15 protein-coding genes and 1 pseudogene are annotated in these 15,822 nt (G+C 70.6%); 12 read left to right on the forward strand and 4 right to left on the reverse strand.

What is annotated here, in order from left to right; all coding sequences use genetic code 11:
• Window positions 1-30: 30 nt before the first annotated feature.
• The 3 genes from ADK41_RS17350 (at window position 31) to ADK41_RS17360 (ending at window position 3,007) form a co-directional block, all read left to right on the forward strand.
• On the forward strand, window positions 31-654 hold the full coding sequence (locus ADK41_RS17350) for an Rv1733c family protein (RefSeq protein ID WP_030831220.1): 624 nt from the start codon (window positions 31-33) through the stop codon (window positions 652-654).
• A 301-nt stretch (window positions 655-955) separates the two neighbouring features.
• Window positions 956-1,975: a glycoside hydrolase family 11 protein gene (locus ADK41_RS17355; RefSeq protein WP_030831223.1), complete on the forward strand. Its 1,020-nt coding sequence runs from the start codon at window positions 956-958 to the stop codon at window positions 1,973-1,975.
• A 27-nt stretch (window positions 1,976-2,002) separates the two neighbouring features.
• The gene (locus ADK41_RS17360) at window positions 2,003-3,007 is read left to right on the forward strand and encodes a polysaccharide deacetylase family protein (protein ID WP_030831226.1); all 1,005 of its coding nucleotides are present in this window, start codon (window positions 2,003-2,005) and stop codon (window positions 3,005-3,007) included.
• Between the two features lie 154 nt (window positions 3,008-3,161).
• Here the strand turns inward: ADK41_RS17360 and ADK41_RS17365 are convergent, their stop codons facing one another.
• A complete protein-coding gene (locus tag ADK41_RS17365) occupies window positions 3,162-3,554 on the reverse strand; it encodes a DUF2267 domain-containing protein (RefSeq protein ID WP_030831229.1) in 393 nt (130 codons plus the stop codon).
• 146 nt (window positions 3,555-3,700) lie between these two features.
• On the opposite strand from ADK41_RS17365, the gene ADK41_RS17370 reads away from it, so the two are divergent.
• The gene (locus tag ADK41_RS17370) at window positions 3,701-4,036 is read left to right on the forward strand and encodes a DUF6343 family protein (protein ID WP_030831232.1); all 336 of its coding nucleotides are present in this window, start codon (window positions 3,701-3,703) and stop codon (window positions 4,034-4,036) included.
• Between the two features lie 167 nt (window positions 4,037-4,203).
• Here ADK41_RS17370 and ADK41_RS17375 read toward each other — a convergent pair whose 3' ends face one another.
• Entirely contained in the window at window positions 4,204-4,524 is a 321-nt protein-coding gene (locus tag ADK41_RS17375; protein WP_030831235.1) for a DUF2795 domain-containing protein, read from the reverse strand.
• An 80-nt stretch (window positions 4,525-4,604) separates the two neighbouring features.
• Entirely contained in the window at window positions 4,605-5,618 is a 1,014-nt protein-coding gene (locus ADK41_RS17380) for a LacI family DNA-binding transcriptional regulator (protein WP_030831239.1), read from the reverse strand.
• Window positions 5,619-5,920: 302 nt separating this feature from the next.
• Between ADK41_RS17380 and ADK41_RS17385 the strand changes: the two genes are divergently transcribed.
• The 4 genes from ADK41_RS17385 (at window position 5,921) to ADK41_RS17400 (ending at window position 10,775) form a co-directional block, all read left to right on the forward strand.
• Window positions 5,921-7,228 (forward strand): ABC transporter substrate-binding protein, encoded by a 1,308-nt coding sequence (locus ADK41_RS17385; RefSeq protein ID WP_030831242.1) that lies wholly within the window; start codon window positions 5,921-5,923, stop codon window positions 7,226-7,228.
• Window positions 7,229-7,321: 93 nt separating this feature from the next.
• Window positions 7,322-8,317 carry a carbohydrate ABC transporter permease gene (locus ADK41_RS17390; RefSeq protein ID WP_030831244.1) on the forward strand — a complete coding sequence of 332 codons (996 nt, stop codon included), beginning with the start codon at window positions 7,322-7,324 and terminating at the stop codon, window positions 8,315-8,317.
• A 12-nt stretch (window positions 8,318-8,329) separates the two neighbouring features.
• Window positions 8,330-9,250 (forward strand): carbohydrate ABC transporter permease, encoded by a 921-nt coding sequence (locus ADK41_RS17395; protein ID WP_030831246.1) that lies wholly within the window; start codon window positions 8,330-8,332, stop codon window positions 9,248-9,250.
• A gap of 88 nt (window positions 9,251-9,338) precedes the next feature.
• Window positions 9,339-10,775 (forward strand): GH1 family beta-glucosidase, encoded by a 1,437-nt coding sequence (locus ADK41_RS17400; RefSeq protein WP_030831248.1) that lies wholly within the window; start codon window positions 9,339-9,341, stop codon window positions 10,773-10,775.
• Window positions 10,776-11,130: 355 nt separating this feature from the next.
• Here the strand turns inward: ADK41_RS17400 and ADK41_RS17405 are convergent, their stop codons facing one another.
• A complete protein-coding gene (locus tag ADK41_RS17405; RefSeq protein WP_051843369.1) occupies window positions 11,131-12,084 on the reverse strand; it encodes a LacI family DNA-binding transcriptional regulator in 954 nt (317 codons plus the stop codon).
• A gap of 207 nt (window positions 12,085-12,291) precedes the next feature.
• Here ADK41_RS17405 and ADK41_RS17410 point away from each other — a divergent pair, with 207 nt between their 5' ends.
• The 4 genes and pseudogenes from ADK41_RS17410 to ADK41_RS17425 all read left to right on the forward strand — a co-directional run.
• Window positions 12,292-13,596 carry an ABC transporter substrate-binding protein gene (locus tag ADK41_RS17410; RefSeq protein WP_030831252.1) on the forward strand — a complete coding sequence of 435 codons (1,305 nt, stop codon included), beginning with the start codon at window positions 12,292-12,294 and terminating at the stop codon, window positions 13,594-13,596.
• A gap of 10 nt (window positions 13,597-13,606) precedes the next feature.
• Complete coding sequence (locus ADK41_RS17415; protein WP_030831261.1) at window positions 13,607-14,563, forward strand: carbohydrate ABC transporter permease; 957 nt, start codon at window positions 13,607-13,609, stop codon at window positions 14,561-14,563.
• Entirely contained in the window at window positions 14,560-15,378 is an 819-nt protein-coding gene (locus ADK41_RS17420; RefSeq protein ID WP_030831263.1) for a carbohydrate ABC transporter permease, read from the forward strand. Before ADK41_RS17415 ends, ADK41_RS17420 begins: the two co-directional genes overlap by 4 nt.
• A pseudogene (locus tag ADK41_RS17425) lies at window positions 15,375-15,822 on the forward strand (glycoside hydrolase family 3 N-terminal domain-containing protein); the annotation flags it as partial. The gene ADK41_RS17420 and the pseudogene ADK41_RS17425, both read left to right, overlap by 4 nt.

Genomic DNA, 15,822 nt, shown 5'->3' on the forward strand with positions numbered 1-15,822 from the left:
CCGCGCCCCGGCAACGGAAGGAGATCCGACGTGGCCGGCGAGACACCTCCGGCACAGCCACCCCCCGGCCCGCCCCCGCGCCCCCTGCTGTGGCGCTGGCGGCACAACCCCCTGCGCCGCCGCACCGACACGCTGCACGCCTGGATCGGCCTCGGGGCCCTGATCGCCGTACTGGCCGTGGCGCCCGTGGCCGCCGTCCTCGTCGGCGACGCCGCCCGCCGGCACTACGAGGACACCGCCCGCCACCAGAACCTGACCCGGTACGAGACCACCGGAACCCTCACCGAGGACGCGCCCCGTCATCCGGAGCCGGGCTCGGACGAGGAGAGGAAGACCCGTTATCCGGCCGAGGTCCGCGTCGTGACCGGCGAGGGACGCACCCGCACCATGCGGACCGAGGTCCGGCCGGGACTGACCGCCGACAACACCGTCCGCCTCTGGATCACCGCCGACGGCGAGGCGACGGACCCGCCGCTGAGCGCCGAGGAGGTCCGCAGCCGCACCATGGGCTGGTCCCTCCTCGCCGCCATCGGCGTCGCCCTCACCGGCGCCGCCGCCCACGCCCTGGCCGGCCTGGCCCTGCGCCGCCGCAACCTCGCCGACTGGGACACGGCCTGGGCGGAGACGGCCCCGCGCTGGACGACCCCCACGTGAGGCACGGTCACCGGGGCCCGGACGCCTGACAGGCGTCCGGGCCCTTTCGCGTGGAGGCCCTCTATTCGAAACTTTCGATTACTCTTCATCAAGCTTCGATCTTCATCCACCGCGCAGCGTGATGACGTTCAGGTCTGGCGGTTCAATGTTCACGTTGAGCTGCATGGACATCGATTCCTCCGCCTGTTCGATCGAGCGAAGTTTTCGAAACATTCACCGAAACTGTTGACGGTTGACGCGCACAGACCAAAACTGTCCGGCATTGAACCTCCCGCCGAGCCGTCACAGGAGGCGCACCCCCATGCACGTGTTCACCCGACCGAGAAACCGCAGGCGAGGCCGCCTGCTGCTGAGCGTCAGAAGCGCCTGGACCGTCGCGCTGGCCGCCGTCACCGCGCTGCTCCTGACCGCCACCACCGCGACCGCCGCCGTCACCACGAACCAGACCGGCACCAACAACGGCTGGTGGTACTCGTTCTGGACCGACTCCCAGGGAACCGTCTCCATGGACCTGGGCTCCGGCGGCAACTACGGCACCCAGTGGCGCAACACCGGCAACTTCGTCGCCGGCAAGGGCTGGAGCACCGGCGGCCGCAAGACGGTCAACTACTCGGGCTCCTTCAACCCGTCCGGCAACGCGTACCTGACGCTCTACGGGTGGACCACCGGCCCGCTCGTCGAGTACTACATCGTCGACAACTGGGGCACCTACCGGCCCACCGGCGAGTACAAGGGCACCGTCTACAGCGACGGCGGCACGTACGACATCTACAAGACGACCCGGTACAACGCCCCCTCCATCGAGGGCACCAGGACCTTCGACCAGTACTGGAGCGTCCGCCAGTCCAAGCGCACGGGCGGCACCATCACCAGCGGCAACCACTTCGACGCCTGGGCGAGCAAGGGCATGAACCTGGGCAACCACAACTACATGATCATGGCCACCGAGGGCTACCAGAGCAGCGGCAGCTCCAACATCACGGTGAGCGAGGGCTCCGGCGGCGGCGGTGGCGGCGGCGGTGGCGGCGGTGGCGGCGGTGGCGGCGGCAACACCGGCGGCTGCACCGCGACCCTGTCGGCCGGCGAGAAGTGGGGCGACCGCTACAACCTCAACGTCTCGGTGAGCGGCTCCAGCAACTGGACCGTGACGATGAAGGTCCCCTCCCCGGCGAAGGTCTCCTCCACCTGGAACACCAGCGCGTCCTACCCCGACAGCCAGACCCTGGTCGCCAAGTCCAACGGCAGCGGCGACAACTGGGGCACGACGATCATGGCCAACGGCAACTGGACCTGGCCGTCGGTCTCCTGCAGCGCAGGCTGACCCCCCCCACGAGGAGGAGCACCGCAGATGACCACCGGAAAACGACCGCCTGTCACCCGCTCCCTGGTGTCGGGACTGGCCGTCGCCGCGCTGACCCTGGCCGGCACCGCCACCGCGGCCCTGGACGCCGCACCGGCGCACGCCGCCGCCTGCAACGGCTACGTCGGACTCACCTTCGACGACGGCCCGTCCACCGGCACCACCATGAACCTGCTCAACGCGCTGAAGCAGAACGGGCTGCGGGCCACGATGTTCAACCAGGGCCAGTACGCCGCCGCCAACCCCTCCCTGGTCAAGGCCCAGGTCGACGCCGGGATGTGGGTCGCCAACCACAGCTACACCCACCCCCACATGACCCAGCTGAGCCAGGCGCAGATGGACTCGGAGATCGCCCGCACCCAGCAGGCGATCGCGAACGCCGGCGGCGGCACGCCGAAGCTGTTCCGTCCGCCGTACGGCGAGACCAACTCGACGCTGCGCGCGGTCGAGGCCAAGTACGGCCTGACCGAGATCATCTGGGACGTCGACTCGCAGGACTGGAACAACGCGAGCACCGACGCCATCGTGCAGGCGGCCTCCCGGCTCACAGGCGGCCAGGTCATCCTGATGCACGACTGGCCGGCCAACACCATCGCCGCGATCCCGCGCATCGCGCAGAACCTGGCGTCCCGGGGCCTGTGCGCCGGGATGATCTCCCCGCAGACCGGCCGCGCCGTCGCCCCCGACGGTTCCGGCGGCGGGGGAGGGGACGGCGGTGGTGGCGGCACCGCCTGCACCGCGACCCTGTCCGCGGGCAGCCGCTGGAGCGACCGCTACAACCTCAACGTCTCGGTCGGCGGCGGCGGCGACTGGACGGTGACCATGAAGGTGCCGTCCCCGGCGAAGGTCTCCTCCACCTGGAACGTCAGCACCTCCTATCCCGACAGCCAGACCCTGGTCGCCAAGTCCAACGGCAGCGGGAACAACTGGGGGGTGACGATCATGGCCAACGGCAACTGGACCTGGCCGACCGTCTCCTGCAGCACGGGCTGAGCCGAGGGCGAGCCGCGGCGCACGGTGCGCCGCGGCTCGCCGCGTCACGGATGCTCGCGGAACCGGTCGGCGGCGGGCTCGGCCTCGTCACCGGCCGGGGCCGTCCCGTCCGAGGGGATCGTCACGGGCTCGAAGACCACGCCCGTTCACCTCCTCAGTCGGTGTCGTCGGCACGTCCGACGGGCAGCAGGCCGCCGATGTCCCTGGGCAGCGCGGCGGCCAGCTTCTCCGTCAGCTCCGGAGTGAGGGCCGCGTCGAGCACCTCCAGGACGGCGGCGGCCTCGCGCACGGCCGCGTCCTCGTCCGTCTCCGCGCGGCCGGCGATCCGCCCGGCGAACGTCGTCAGGTCGAAGCGCTCGCCCGAGGCGGTCTGCCGCATGGGCGCGGCCAGGGTCGGTGGCAGCTGGGCGGCCACATGGCCCGCCAGCCCGGCCGGCAGCCGCTCGGCCAGCGTGCTCAGCACGGCCCGGGTCGCCCGCTCGGACGTCCCCCGGTCCGGCAGCCGGGTGAGAGCCTGCACTTTGCCGATGAACTCGTCGTGCTGCATGAGGCGGCGTCCTTCCTCATGGTCCGGTTGTCGGCGGTCGGTTCCGGGGCGAGTACCCGGAACGGGTGCGCGCCAACGGAGACCGGTTTGTCACCGGCGGTGGCGGCTACCCGGCCGACGCGTCCCTGGTGGAGGAGGTGTCCGGCGTGCGTGACCCACATACCGATCCCACCCGCGAGCCGGCCTCCCGGGCCCGTTCCGGAACGATCGGCCGCCGCTCCCCGCGGACCGGCACCGAGCCGGTCACCGCGCGGAGCCCGCTGCGGCTGCGCCTGCTGCTCGCCGCGGTCTTCCTGCCCCTCTTCGTCGCGGGCGCCGCGCTGTTCGGCGTCTGGGCCGCGGGGGCCGACGCCGGTGACAGCCCCGGCCGGGGCCCGCTGATCCTGCTCGCCGTCGTCTGCGGCGTGCTCGCGCTGACGGCCCTCCTGGACCTGGTGGTCGTCCTGCGCCGCCTGCGACGGGAACGGGGCGCCGCCCGCTGAGCGGCCCCGCGGTGCGCGGGCACCGCTCGTGGGCGCACCGGAGCGGTCTCGCGTCCCGGGGCCCGGCCGCCCACGACGGGACCGCCCCGGCCGACGGCGCGCCGGCCGGAGGGACGGTCACGCGGCCGAGCCACGGGAAGACCGCACGAACGGACCGCCCGCCGGGGTCAGCGGTCCAGTTCCTCCTCCACCGGAGGTTTCGGTACCTCGCGCAGGTGCTGGGACTGCCCCCGCCGGCCACCCGCGCGGGCCTGCTCCGCCTGTTGCGCGGGACTCGTGCCGAGGTCGGAATCGGGGTCCACGCGCACCGACCGGGCCACCTCCTCACGATTGGCGTACTGCTCGGCCGGAATGCCGCGCAGCGCCTTGACGACGTCCTGCGAGGCCCCCGACCGGCCGGCCGCCTGGACCAGGTCGTCCTTGCCGGCCGGGAAATCGACGTCCTTGATGGCGTTCACCACGTCCCGGGCGCTCGTTTTGTGGGCCATGGCTTCTTCTCCCTCGTCGCGGTGCCGGAACCACTCGGGTAACCGCCGTCGCCCGTCCCTCACCTCCACGAAGGCCCCCGCTACGACGACTCCCGCACCACCAGCTCCGTGGGCAGCGTCCGCTGCTGCCGGGGCTCGCCCCGCTGGGTGATGCCGGTGAGGATCCGGGCCATGGTGCGGCCGATCTCCTCCACCGGCTGGCGTACGGTCGTCAGTGGCGGGGCGGTGTGACGGGCGAGGACGGAGTCCTCGTAGCCGACGACGGCGACGTCGTCGGGCACCCGCCGTCGCTGCCGGCGCAATTCGGCCAGGACGCCGACCGCCATGAGGTCGGAGGCGGCGAAGACGGCGTCCAGATCCGGGGCGCGTTCAAGTAGCGAACGCATCGCCCGGTGGGCGCCCTCCTCGGTGAAGTCGCCCTCCTCGACCAGTAGTTCGTCCGCGGGCACCCCGGCCTCCCGGTGGGCGGTGCGCCAGCCGGCGAGTCGGCTGCGGCCGACGTCCATGTCCAGCGGGCCGGTGATCGTGGCGATCCGTCTCCGGCCGCGGTGCAGCAGATGCCGTACCGCCGCGGTGGCGCCCCCGGCGTTGTCGGAGTCGACGTAGCTCAGCTGTTCGCCCGCGTCGCGGCGGCCGGCCAGCACGGTGGGCAGGCCCATCTCCTCCAGCATGCCCGGCAGCCGGTCGTCGGCGTGCACGGAGACCAGCAGGACGCCGTCCACGCGGTGCGCCGCCACCGTCTCCGTGAGCTGGTCGCGCTCGGCCTGGTCGCGCACGAGCATCAGCTGGAGCTGGGTCCGGCTCTCCGTGAGGGCGCCGCTGACACCGCGGATCAGCGCGGCGAAGAACGGTTCCGAGCCGAGCCGGCTCTCCGACTCCGGGATCACCAGGGCCACCGCGTTGGTGCGGTTGGTCACCAGGCCGCGGGCGACCGAGTTGGGGACGTAGTTCAGCTCCTTGATCGCGGCCAGGACCCGCGCGCGGGCGTCGGCACTGACCAGCTCCGAGCCGTTGACGACGCGGGAGACCGTGGTACGGCCCACGCCGGCGCGGGCCGCGACCGTTTTGATGGTCGGACGGCGGTTGCCGCTCATGTGCTCCCCCCTGGGCGGCCGCGGCGGCGATGCCCGCCGCGGAGGTGACCTGCGGCAATTCTTGCAGACGCCGCCGTCGGCACAGCACCCCCCGGGGCCGCGGCGGCGGACGCGGGGCCCGGTGCGGAGCGAGAAGTTGGTTTCAAGTTATTGACATACCTGTCCGCTTGCCATGAGTCTTCGTTGCGCGATGGGAACGTGCCCACCCCGAAATGGGCACGTTCCCATCCCTATCAGAGCCGCTGTAGTCATCGCAGAAATCGTCACTCCGGTGTGTCAGCGCCGTCGCTAGGAGGAGATCCATGGGCACTTACGGTTCGTTGCGCAGGAAGGCGGTGGCGTCGGCCGCGACCGCCGGCGCGCTGGCACTCGTCGTCGGCTGCGGCGGCAGCGACGACTCGGTCACCGGCGGTGGCAAGAAGGACGGCAAGGTCACCATCACCATGGGCCTGTACGGCGTGATGGGCCTCAAGGAGACCGGCCTCCTCGAGCAGTACGAGAAGGAGAACCCCGACGTCGACATCAAGGCCGAGATCGCCGGTGACGAGCAGACGTACTACACCGCGCTGCAGACCAGACTCGCCGCCGGCAACGGCCTGAAGGACATCCAGGGCATCGAGATCGGCCGGGCCAAGGAGATCACCGAGACCCAGGCGGACAAGTTCGCGGACTTCGCGGACACGCCGGGCACCGACCACTTCCTGCCCTGGAAGGAGTCCCAGATCAGCACCGAGGACGGCAAGGTGCTGGGCCTGGGCACCGACATCGGCCCGATGGCCGTCTGCTACCGCAAGGACTACTTCGGGCAGGCCGGCCTGCCCACCGACCGCGAAGAGGTCGGCAAGCTGTGGGAGGGCGACTGGAAGAAGTACGTCGAGGTCGGCCGCACCTTCAAGAAGGACTTCAAGGGCGACAAGGTGGCGTTCACGGACTCGGCCAGCGGCCTGTTCAATGCCATGGTCTACGGCTACCCCGAGCAGTACTACGACGACAAGGGCGAGCTGATCTACGACACGAACCCGGCCGTCAAGGAGGCCTGGGGCCTCGCCTCCGACGCCGCGGAGGAGGGGCTGACCGCCAAGCTCCGCCAGTTCCAGCCGGGTTGGGACCCCGGTCTGGCCAACGGCACGTTCGCGACCGCCGTGTGCCCGGCCTGGATGCTCAGCCACATCAGCGAGAAGGCCGGTGAGGCCAACAAGGGCAAGTGGGACGTCGCCCGGGCGCCCAAGGGCGCCAACTGGGGCGGGTCCTTCCTCGGCGTGATCGAGAAGAGCCCGGTGAAGGAGGAGGCCAAGAAGCTCGTCGCCTGGCTGACCGCGCCGGAGCAGCAGGCCCACATCTTCAAGGAGATCGGCAACATCCCGTCCTCCGAGAAGGCCCTGGAGAACCCCGACGTGAAGGACGCCACGTCGGAGTACTTCGACAACGCCCCGATCGGCCAGATCTTCGGCGCCGCCGCCCAGGAGATCCCCGACAAGCAGGTCCTCGGCCGCAAGGACGGCACGATCAAGGACACCTTCTCCCAGGGCCTGGCCCTGGTCGAGCAGGGCACCAAGCGTGACGAGGCGTGGAAGACCACCACGGAGCGCATCGAGAAGGCGGTCGGCTGACCGACCCCTCCTCCGGCCGCCCGGGCCCGCTCGGCATCCCGCCGACGGGCCCGGGCCCCGGCCCACACATCCGCTCTCAGGAAGGAAAGTCCGGTGGCCACCTCCACCACCAAGGCCCCGACCGGCGAGGAGCCGCCGGCCCCGCCCGGCGCGTCGGGCGGCGGGAAGACCGCCCGGCGGCGCAGCGCGCTGCTGCACCGGCTGGACGTCAAGGGCGCGCCGTTCGCGTTCGTCGCCCCCTTCTTCGTCGTCTTCGCCGCGTTCAGCTTCTACCCCCTCGTCTACACCTCGTGGATCTCGCTGCACGACGTGGAACTGGCCACCCTCGACGTCATGGAGTGGGTGGCGTTCGACAACTACGTCGAACTCTGGGGCGACTCGCGGTTCTGGAACGCGCTGCAGAACACCGTCACCATCGGCGTCATCTCCACGGTGCCGCAGCTGATGATGGCGCTCGGCCTGGCGCACCTGCTCAACTACCGCATGCGCGCCTCGCTGTTCTTCCGCGTCGCCTCGCTGGTCCCGTACGCCACCTCGGTCGCCGCCGCCGCGCTCGTCTTCACCATGATCTTCGAACGCGACTTCGGCATGATCAACTGGGCGCTCGGCTCGGTCGGCATCGACCCGGTGGACTGGGAGGCCGACAAGTGGCCCGCCCAGGCGGCGATCTCCACCATCGTCATCTGGCGCTGGACCGGCTACAACGCGCTGCTCTACCTGGCCGCCATGCAGGCCATCCCGGCCGAGCGGTACGAGGCGGCGTCCATCGACGGGGCGTCCCGGTGGAAGCAGTTCACCCACGTCACCGTCCCCGGCATCCGCTCCACCATCGTCTTCACCATCGTGCTCTCCACCATCGGCGCCACCCAGCTCTTCGGTGAGCCGCTGATCTTCGGCCAGGGACCCAACGGCGTCACCGGCGGCGCCGACAACCAGTACCAGACGCTGGGCCTGCTGCTGTACGAGGAGGGCTGGAAGAACTATCAGATGGGCCGCTCGGCGACCGTCGCCTGGGCGATGTTCATGCTGCTCGTCCTCGCCTTCGCGGCGCAGCGCCTGATCAAGCGCCTGCGTTCCCGTACGTCCTGACCTGGAGTCATCATGACCACCAACAGCCTCCCGGTCCGGACGGAGCCCCCGGTCCGGACCCTCGTCGAGAAGCCGGCCGGCCGCGGCCGCCGGCTGCTGCGCCAGGGCGCCGGCCGCCAGCACCACGCCGGCCCGCTCGCCTACGTCCTGCTCGTCGTCATGGCGGTGCTGTCGATCTTCCCGCTGTACTGGACGATGGTGGCGGCCTCCACCGACAACACCCGGGTCAGCCAGACACCGCCGCCGTTCCTGCCCGGCCCGAACCTGTTCAGCAACCTCGCCCGGGCCTGGGACGAGGCGGCGATGGGCAAGGCCATGATCAACAGCCTGATCGTGGCCGGCGTGATCTCCCTGTCCACGGTGATGTTCGCGACGCTGGCCGGATTCGCCTTCGCCAAGCTGCGGTTCAAGGGGCGCAACGTCCTGCTCATGCTGGTGATCGGCACCATGATGGTGCCGCCGCAGCTCGGCGTCGTACCGCTGTTCATGATGATGTCCGAGCTGGGCTGGTCGCAGCAGCTGCCCGCCGTCATCTTCCCCACGCTGGTGAGCGCGGTCGGCGTGTTCTTCATGCGGCAGTACCTGTCCGAGGCGCTGCCCGACGAACTCGTCGAGGCCGGCCGCGTGGACGGGGCGCACTCGCTGCGGATCTTCTGGAGCATCGTGCTGCCCGTGGCGCGGCCCGCGATGGCCGTCCTGTTCATGATCACGTTCGTGCACGCGTGGAACGACTTCTTCTGGCCGTTCGTGGTGCTCGACATGACCAACCCGACGGTCCCCGTCGCCCTCACCCAGCTCAGCGCGGGCTACGTCCGCGACCAGTCGCTGATCATGGCGGGCGCGCTGCTCGGCACGCTGCCGCTGCTGGCGATGTTCGTCGTCTTCGGCCGCCAGATCGTCAGCGGCATCATGGCGGGCGCCGTCAAGGGCTGAGCCGGGGGCGCACCCGCCGCGCCCGGCCCCGCACCACCACCCCCACCAGGCATCCGCCTGCGAACCCCCTTACCCCGAAAGGACTTACGTGGTCACCGCACAGCAGACCGCGTCCGCCCCGGACGCCGCCCGCACCTTCCCCAAGGGCTTCCTCTGGGGATCCGCGACCGCTTCCTACCAGATCGAGGGGGCCGCCGCCGAGGACGGACGCACGCCGTCCATCTGGGACACCTACGCCCGCACCCCGGGCCGGGTCCGCAACGGCGACACCGGCGACATCGCCACCGACCACTACCACCGCTGGCGCGAGGACGTCGCCCTCATGGCCGAACTCGGCCTGGGCGCCTACCGGTTCTCCCTGGCCTGGCCCCGGATCCAGCCCACCGGCCGCGGCCCCGCGGTGCAGAAGGGCCTGGACTTCTACCGGCGTCTCGTCGACGAGCTGCTGGACAAGGGCATCCAGCCCGTCGCCACCCTCTACCACTGGGACCTGCCGCAGGAGCTGGAGGACGCCGGCGGCTGGCCCGAGCGCGCCACGGCCGAGCGGTTCGCCGAGTACGCGGCCCTCGCCGCGGACGCCCTCGGCGACCGGGTGAAGACCTGGACCACCCTGAACGAGCCCTGGTGCAGCGCCTTCCTCGGCTACGGCTCCGGCGTGCACGCCCCCGGCCGCACCGACCCGGTCGCCGCGCTGCGCGCCGCCCACCACCTCAACCTGGGCCACGGCCTCGCCGTCCAGGCGCTGCGCGACCGCCTCCCGGCCGCCGCCCAGTGCTCGGTCACCCTCAACATCCACCACGTCCGCCCGCTCACCGGCAGCGAGGCCGACGCCGACGCGGTCCGCCGGATCGACGCGCTCGCCAACCGGGTCTTCACCGGCCCGATGCTGCAGGGCGCCTACCCGGAGGACCTGCTCAAGGACACCGCGGAGCTCACCGACTGGTCCTTCGTGCGCGACGGCGACCTCGAACGGATCAACCAGCCGCTGGACTTCCTCGGCGTCAACTACTACTCGCCCACGCTCGTCTCCGAGGCCGACGGCAGCGGCACCCACACCTCGGACGGACACGGCAACAGCGCCCACAGCCCCTGGCCGGGCGCCGAGCGGGTCGCCTTCCACCAGCCGCCCGGCGACACCACCGCCATGGGCTGGGCCGTCGACCCCACCGGCCTGTACGAGCTGCTGCGTCGGCTCTCGTCCGACTTCCCGAAGCTGCCGCTGGTCATCACCGAGAACGGCGCGGCGTTCGACGACTACGCCGACCCTGCCGGGAACGTCAACGACCCCGCCCGGATCGCCTATGTGCGCGGCCACCTGGCCGCCGTCCACCGGGCCATCGTCGACGGCGCGGACGTGCGCGGCTACTTCCTCTGGTCGCTGCTGGACAACTTCGAGTGGGCCCACGGCTACGGCAAGCGCTTCGGCGCCGTCTACGTGGACTACCCGACCGGCACCCGCATCCCCAAGGCCAGCGCCCGCTGGTACTCCGAGGTGGCCCGCACCGGCGTCCTGCCCGGCGCCTGACCCCACGTGCCCGCCGGCCCCCGTGTCACCTGTCCAGGTCACCGGGGCCGGCGGTGCCACGGACGGCCCGCGCGTCGGCACGACGCGTTTCCAGGGGCCTTCGATACATGCGAACTCCCCTCGCCCCTCCCGGCGTTCGCTCCGCCGCCTCCGGCCGCGCGGGGCGGCGCCCGGTCCGTACACGCCGCGTCTCCCGCCCGGCCTCCCAGCGACGCGGCGTCTCCCGCCGGGTCTCCCGCCGACGCGGCGTCTCCCGCCGGGCCTTCCGCTGATGCGGCGCCGCACGCCCGGCCTTCCGCCGACGGGGCGTCTCCCGCCGGGCCGGCCGCCCCCGCGGCGGCCGGCCCGGCGTCGTTCAGGCCTTCCTGGGCGGAGCGGTGCTCTGCCGCACCACCAGGTGCGTCGCCAGCTCGATGCGCTGGGCGGCCGTGCCGGGGTCGTCCGGGCGGAGCAGCATCCGGGCGGCCTCCTCGGCCATGTGCCGCAGCGGCTGGTGGACCGTGGTGAGCGGCGGGCTCGACCACTGCGCCAGCGGTACGTCGTCGTAGCCGACCACCGACAGGTCCTCCGGCACGCGCAGGCCCTTGACCCGGGCCGCCTCCAGCACGCCGAGCGCCTGGAGGTCGCTGCCCGCGAAGACGGCCGTGGGCCGGTCCGGACCCTCCAGCAGGTCCATGGCGTGCTCGAAGCCGCCCTGCACGTGGAAGTCGCCGAAGCGCATCAGCCGCGGATCGGTCTCCAGACCCGCCATGGCCATGGCCGAGCGGTAGCCGTCGAGGCGCGCCAGTGAGCACAGCACGTCCTCGGGCCCGGTGATGATCGCCACCCGCCGGTGCCCCTGCTCGGTGAGGTGGCGGGTGGCGGCGAGGCCGCCGGCCCAGTTGGCCGAGCCGACCGAGGGCACGTCCGGGTCGGGGTCGCCCGCCGGGTCGATGACGACGAAGGGGATGGCCGCCGCCCTGAGCCGCCGCTTGACGTCCTCCGGGAGCGTGGAGAAGACCAGCACGACACCCAGCGGCCTGCGCTGCAGCACGCCCGGGAGCCAGTCCGGCGCGGGCGCGTGCCGGGTGCCGCTCTCGGTGAGCACCACCGTCGCGCGGTTCTCCCTGGCGACGTTCTCCACGCCCCTGATCAGCTCCATCGCCCAGACGCTCTCCAGTTCGTGGAAGACGAGCTCGATGAGCGGGGAACGGGACGCCGCCTGGGCGCGCCTGCGGTAGCCGTGGACCTCCAGGAGCCGCTCCACCTTGGCCCGGGTCGCGCGGGAGACATCCGAACGGCCGTTGAGGACCTTCGAAACTGTCGGCATCGAAACGCCGGCCTCTTTCGCGACCGCGGCCAGGGTCACTCTGCCGCTCGCCTCGTCTTCATCGTGCATACCCGCAGGATAGGGCACCGCACGTCGATAACGGTTTGGGTGAGTCCCGTTCCGACCGTTGACCGAAACACGGGTCTGACCTACTGTCCCACGGCATGGACTTTCGGTGATGATGCCGAAACTTTCGAAAGGCGAACGATGAAGACACGTGCGCGCTTGCCCAGACTGGTCGCCTGCGGTGCGACGCTCACCCTCGCACTGAGCCTCTCGGCCTGCGGCGACGGGAACGGCGGGGCGTCGGCGGACGACGGCAAGATCCATGTCCTGGTCTACGGGGACGCCAGCAACAAGGTCGAGAAGCGGATCGTCGACACGTTCAACAAGACGTCCGACGTCAAGGTCGTCCTCGACACCATCCCCGGCGCGGACTACCAGCAGAAGCTGCAGACGATCATCAACACCCCGCAGGCCCCGGACGTCTTCTTCAACTGGGGCGGCGGCAGCATCAAGCCGTTCGTCAAGGCCGGCCTGCTGATGCCGCTCGACGACTTCATCAAGAAGAACCCGGACCTGGAGAACAAGTTCCTGCCGTCCGTCTTCAACAACGCCGTCGTCGACGGCAAGCCGTACGGCGTCCCGATGCGCGGCACCCAGCCGGTCCTGCTCTTCCACAACAAGGCGGTCCTCGCCAAGGCGGGCGTCCAGCCGCCGAAGACCTGGGACGAGCTGCTCGACGCGGTGAAGAAGCTCAAGGACGAGGGCGTCACGCCGATCGCGCTCGGCGGCGGCGACGTCTGGCCGACGCAGATGTGGTTCCAGTACCTCTACGACCGCATCGCCGGCCCGGAGCTGTTCGCGAAGGCCGTCGGGGGCGACAAGAGCGCCTGGGAGAGCGCGGACAGCAAGAAGGCCCTGGACATGATCAGGGAGCTCGTCGACACCGGCGCCTTCGGCAAGAACTACGACTCCGTCAAGTACACCAACGGCGGCTCGGTCCAGCTGGTGGCCGGGAACAAGGCCGGCTTCGAGCTGATGGGCTCCTGGTACTACTCCCAGCAGCTCACGGACCACAAGGAGTTCGCCGAGAAGGACCTCGGCTACGGCACCTTCCCGACCGTCGAGGGCGGCAAGGGCGACCCGGCCAACATCGCCGGCAACACCAACAACTACTACTCGGTGATGAAGAAGACCAAGCACCCCGAGGCCGTCGCCGAGTTCCTGAAGCTCATGTACTCCGACGAGTTCGTCAAGGCGCAGCTGGAGATCGGCAACCTGCCGACCACGACCAACACCGACGAGTTCATCGAGACCGCGGGCAACGCCGACTACTCGCGCTTCCAGTACGACCTGGTCGCCGACGCCCCGTCGTTCCAGCTGTCCTGGGACCAGGCGTACCCGCAGAAGGCCAGCTCGGACATGCACAAGGCCATCCAGCAGTTCTTCAACGGACAGCTCGACACGGACGGCTTCATCAAGGCCATGCAGGCCCTCCCGACCGAGTGACGAACGGCTCATGACGACAAAGATCACGAGCGCCCGGCCCGCCGCCGGACCCCGCAAGGGGTCCCGGCGGCGGCCGCCCGCCTCGTCCGCAACAACGGTGGGCCGCCCCGGCTTCGCCTGGGCGCTGCCCGCCGCAGTGTTCTTCGCCCTCTTCGCGATCGTCCCGCTGATCATGGTGGCGGTGCTGTCCTTCATGAGCTGGGACGGGCTCAGCTCGCCCGAGTTCGTCGGCACGGACAACTGGTCGCGCCTGATGGACGACCCGGTGATGCTCACGAGTATCTGGCTGACCCTGCTGCTGACCGTGCTCGGCGTGGCCCTCCAGACCCCGCTGAGCATCCTGCTCGGCGTCTGGGCCGCCGGCCACCAGCGCAACCGGGCCGTGCTGTCCGTCATCTACTTCATCCCGCTGCTGCTGTCCGCGACGGCCGTCTCCGTGCTGTGGCGGGCGCTGCTCGACCCGAACTTCGGCATCCCCGCCGAGGCCTCCTGGCTGTTCGGCGACGGCAACCTGTTCGGAGAGCAGGCCACCGCCATCGGGGTGCTGGCGTTCGTCAGCACCTGGCAGTTCACCCCGTTCCACACGCTGATCTACCAGGGCGCCGCCCGCGCGATCCCCCAGGTGCTCTACCAGGCAGCGGAGATCGACGGGGCGGGCCGCTACCGGCAGTTCTTCCACATCACCCTGCCGCAGCTGCGCAACTCGATGATCACCTCGATGATCCTGATGATCGTCGGCGGCCTGACCACCTTCGAGACGGTCCTCATCCTGACCCAGGGCGGCCCCGGCACCGACACCACCATCAGCGCCTACTACATGTACGACAAGGCGTTCAAGAGCTTCGACTACGGCACCGGCTCCGCGATCGCCCTGGTCCTGGTCGTCGCGGCCACGATCATCTCGCTGATCGTCGTCCGGGTCTCCGGCTACGACAAGATGCGCAGCTCCATGGAGGGTGTGTCATGAGGCGCCGACCGAACTACGTGGCCGGCGTCGGTTCCCTCTTCTGGCTCTTCCTGGTCGGCCTGCCGCTGTACGTGATGCTCGCCGCGACCCTGCGCACCCGCCAGGACTACGCCGAGAACGGCCCGGTCTCGATCCCGGACAGCTTCACGCTGGACAACTACACGGGCGCCTTCGACTCGGGCTTCGGCCAGTACTTCCTCAACACGCTCGTCGTCACCGCCTGCGTGATCGGCATCGTGCTGCTGCTGGTCCCGCCGCTCGCCTACGCGATCGTTCGCAGCCGCGGCAGGACCACGTCGGCGATCTTCCGGCTCTTCCTGCTCGGCCTCGCCATCCCGGCCCAGGCCGTCATCGTGCCGATGTTCTACCTGATCAGCGAAGCCGGGCTGTACGACAACCTGCTGGGCGTCATCCTGCCCACGGCCGCGTTCTGCCTGCCGATGTCGGCGCTGATCCTCAGCGGCGCGATGCGCGACATCTCGCCGGAGCTGTACGAGGCCATGGCCATGGACGGCGCCACCCCGCGGCGCATGTTCTTCCAGCTCGTGCTGCCGCTGTCGCGCGGCGGACTGTCCACGATCGTGGTCTTCTCCGCGCTCCAGGCGTGGAACGGCTTCCTGTTCCCGCTCGTCCTGACCCAGTCCGACTCCACCAAGGTGGTCACCCTGGGTCTGTACAACTTCCAGACCGAACACGGCATCGACATCCCCGGTCTGCTGGGAGCCGTGGTGCTGTCCATGGTGCCCATCCTGCTCGTCTACCTGTTCGCCCGTCGCGCCCTGGTCCAGGGGCTGATGGGCGTGGGAGGAAAGTGACTGCCGACGTGGCCGTAGAGACCACCCCCGAAGCCCCCCTCTGGAACGATCCCGACCGCCCCCTCGCCGCCAGGGTCGACGCGCTCATCGCCGCGATGACCCTGGACGAGAAGATCGCGCAGCTGTACGGCGTGTGGGTCGGCGCGTCCGCCAACGGCGGCGAAGTCGCCCCGCACCAGCACGACATGGAGGAGGCCGTCGACCTCGACGCGCTCCTGCCCGTCGGACTGGGCCAGCTGACCCGCCCCTTCGGCACCGCCCCCGTCGACCCGGCGCTCGGCGCGCTCTCCCTGCTGCGCACCCAGTCCCGCATCACCTCGGCGAACCGCTTCGGCATCCCCGCCGTCGCGCACGAGGAGTGTCTGGCCGGTTTCGCCGCCTGGGGCGCCACCGCCTATCCCGTCCCGCTGTCCTGGGGCGCCACCTTCGACCCCGACGTGGTGC

The sequence above is a fragment of the Streptomyces caelestis genome, from assembly GCF_001279005.1.
GTDB classification, from domain to species: Bacteria; Actinomycetota; Actinomycetes; order Streptomycetales; family Streptomycetaceae; genus Streptomyces; species Streptomyces heliomycini.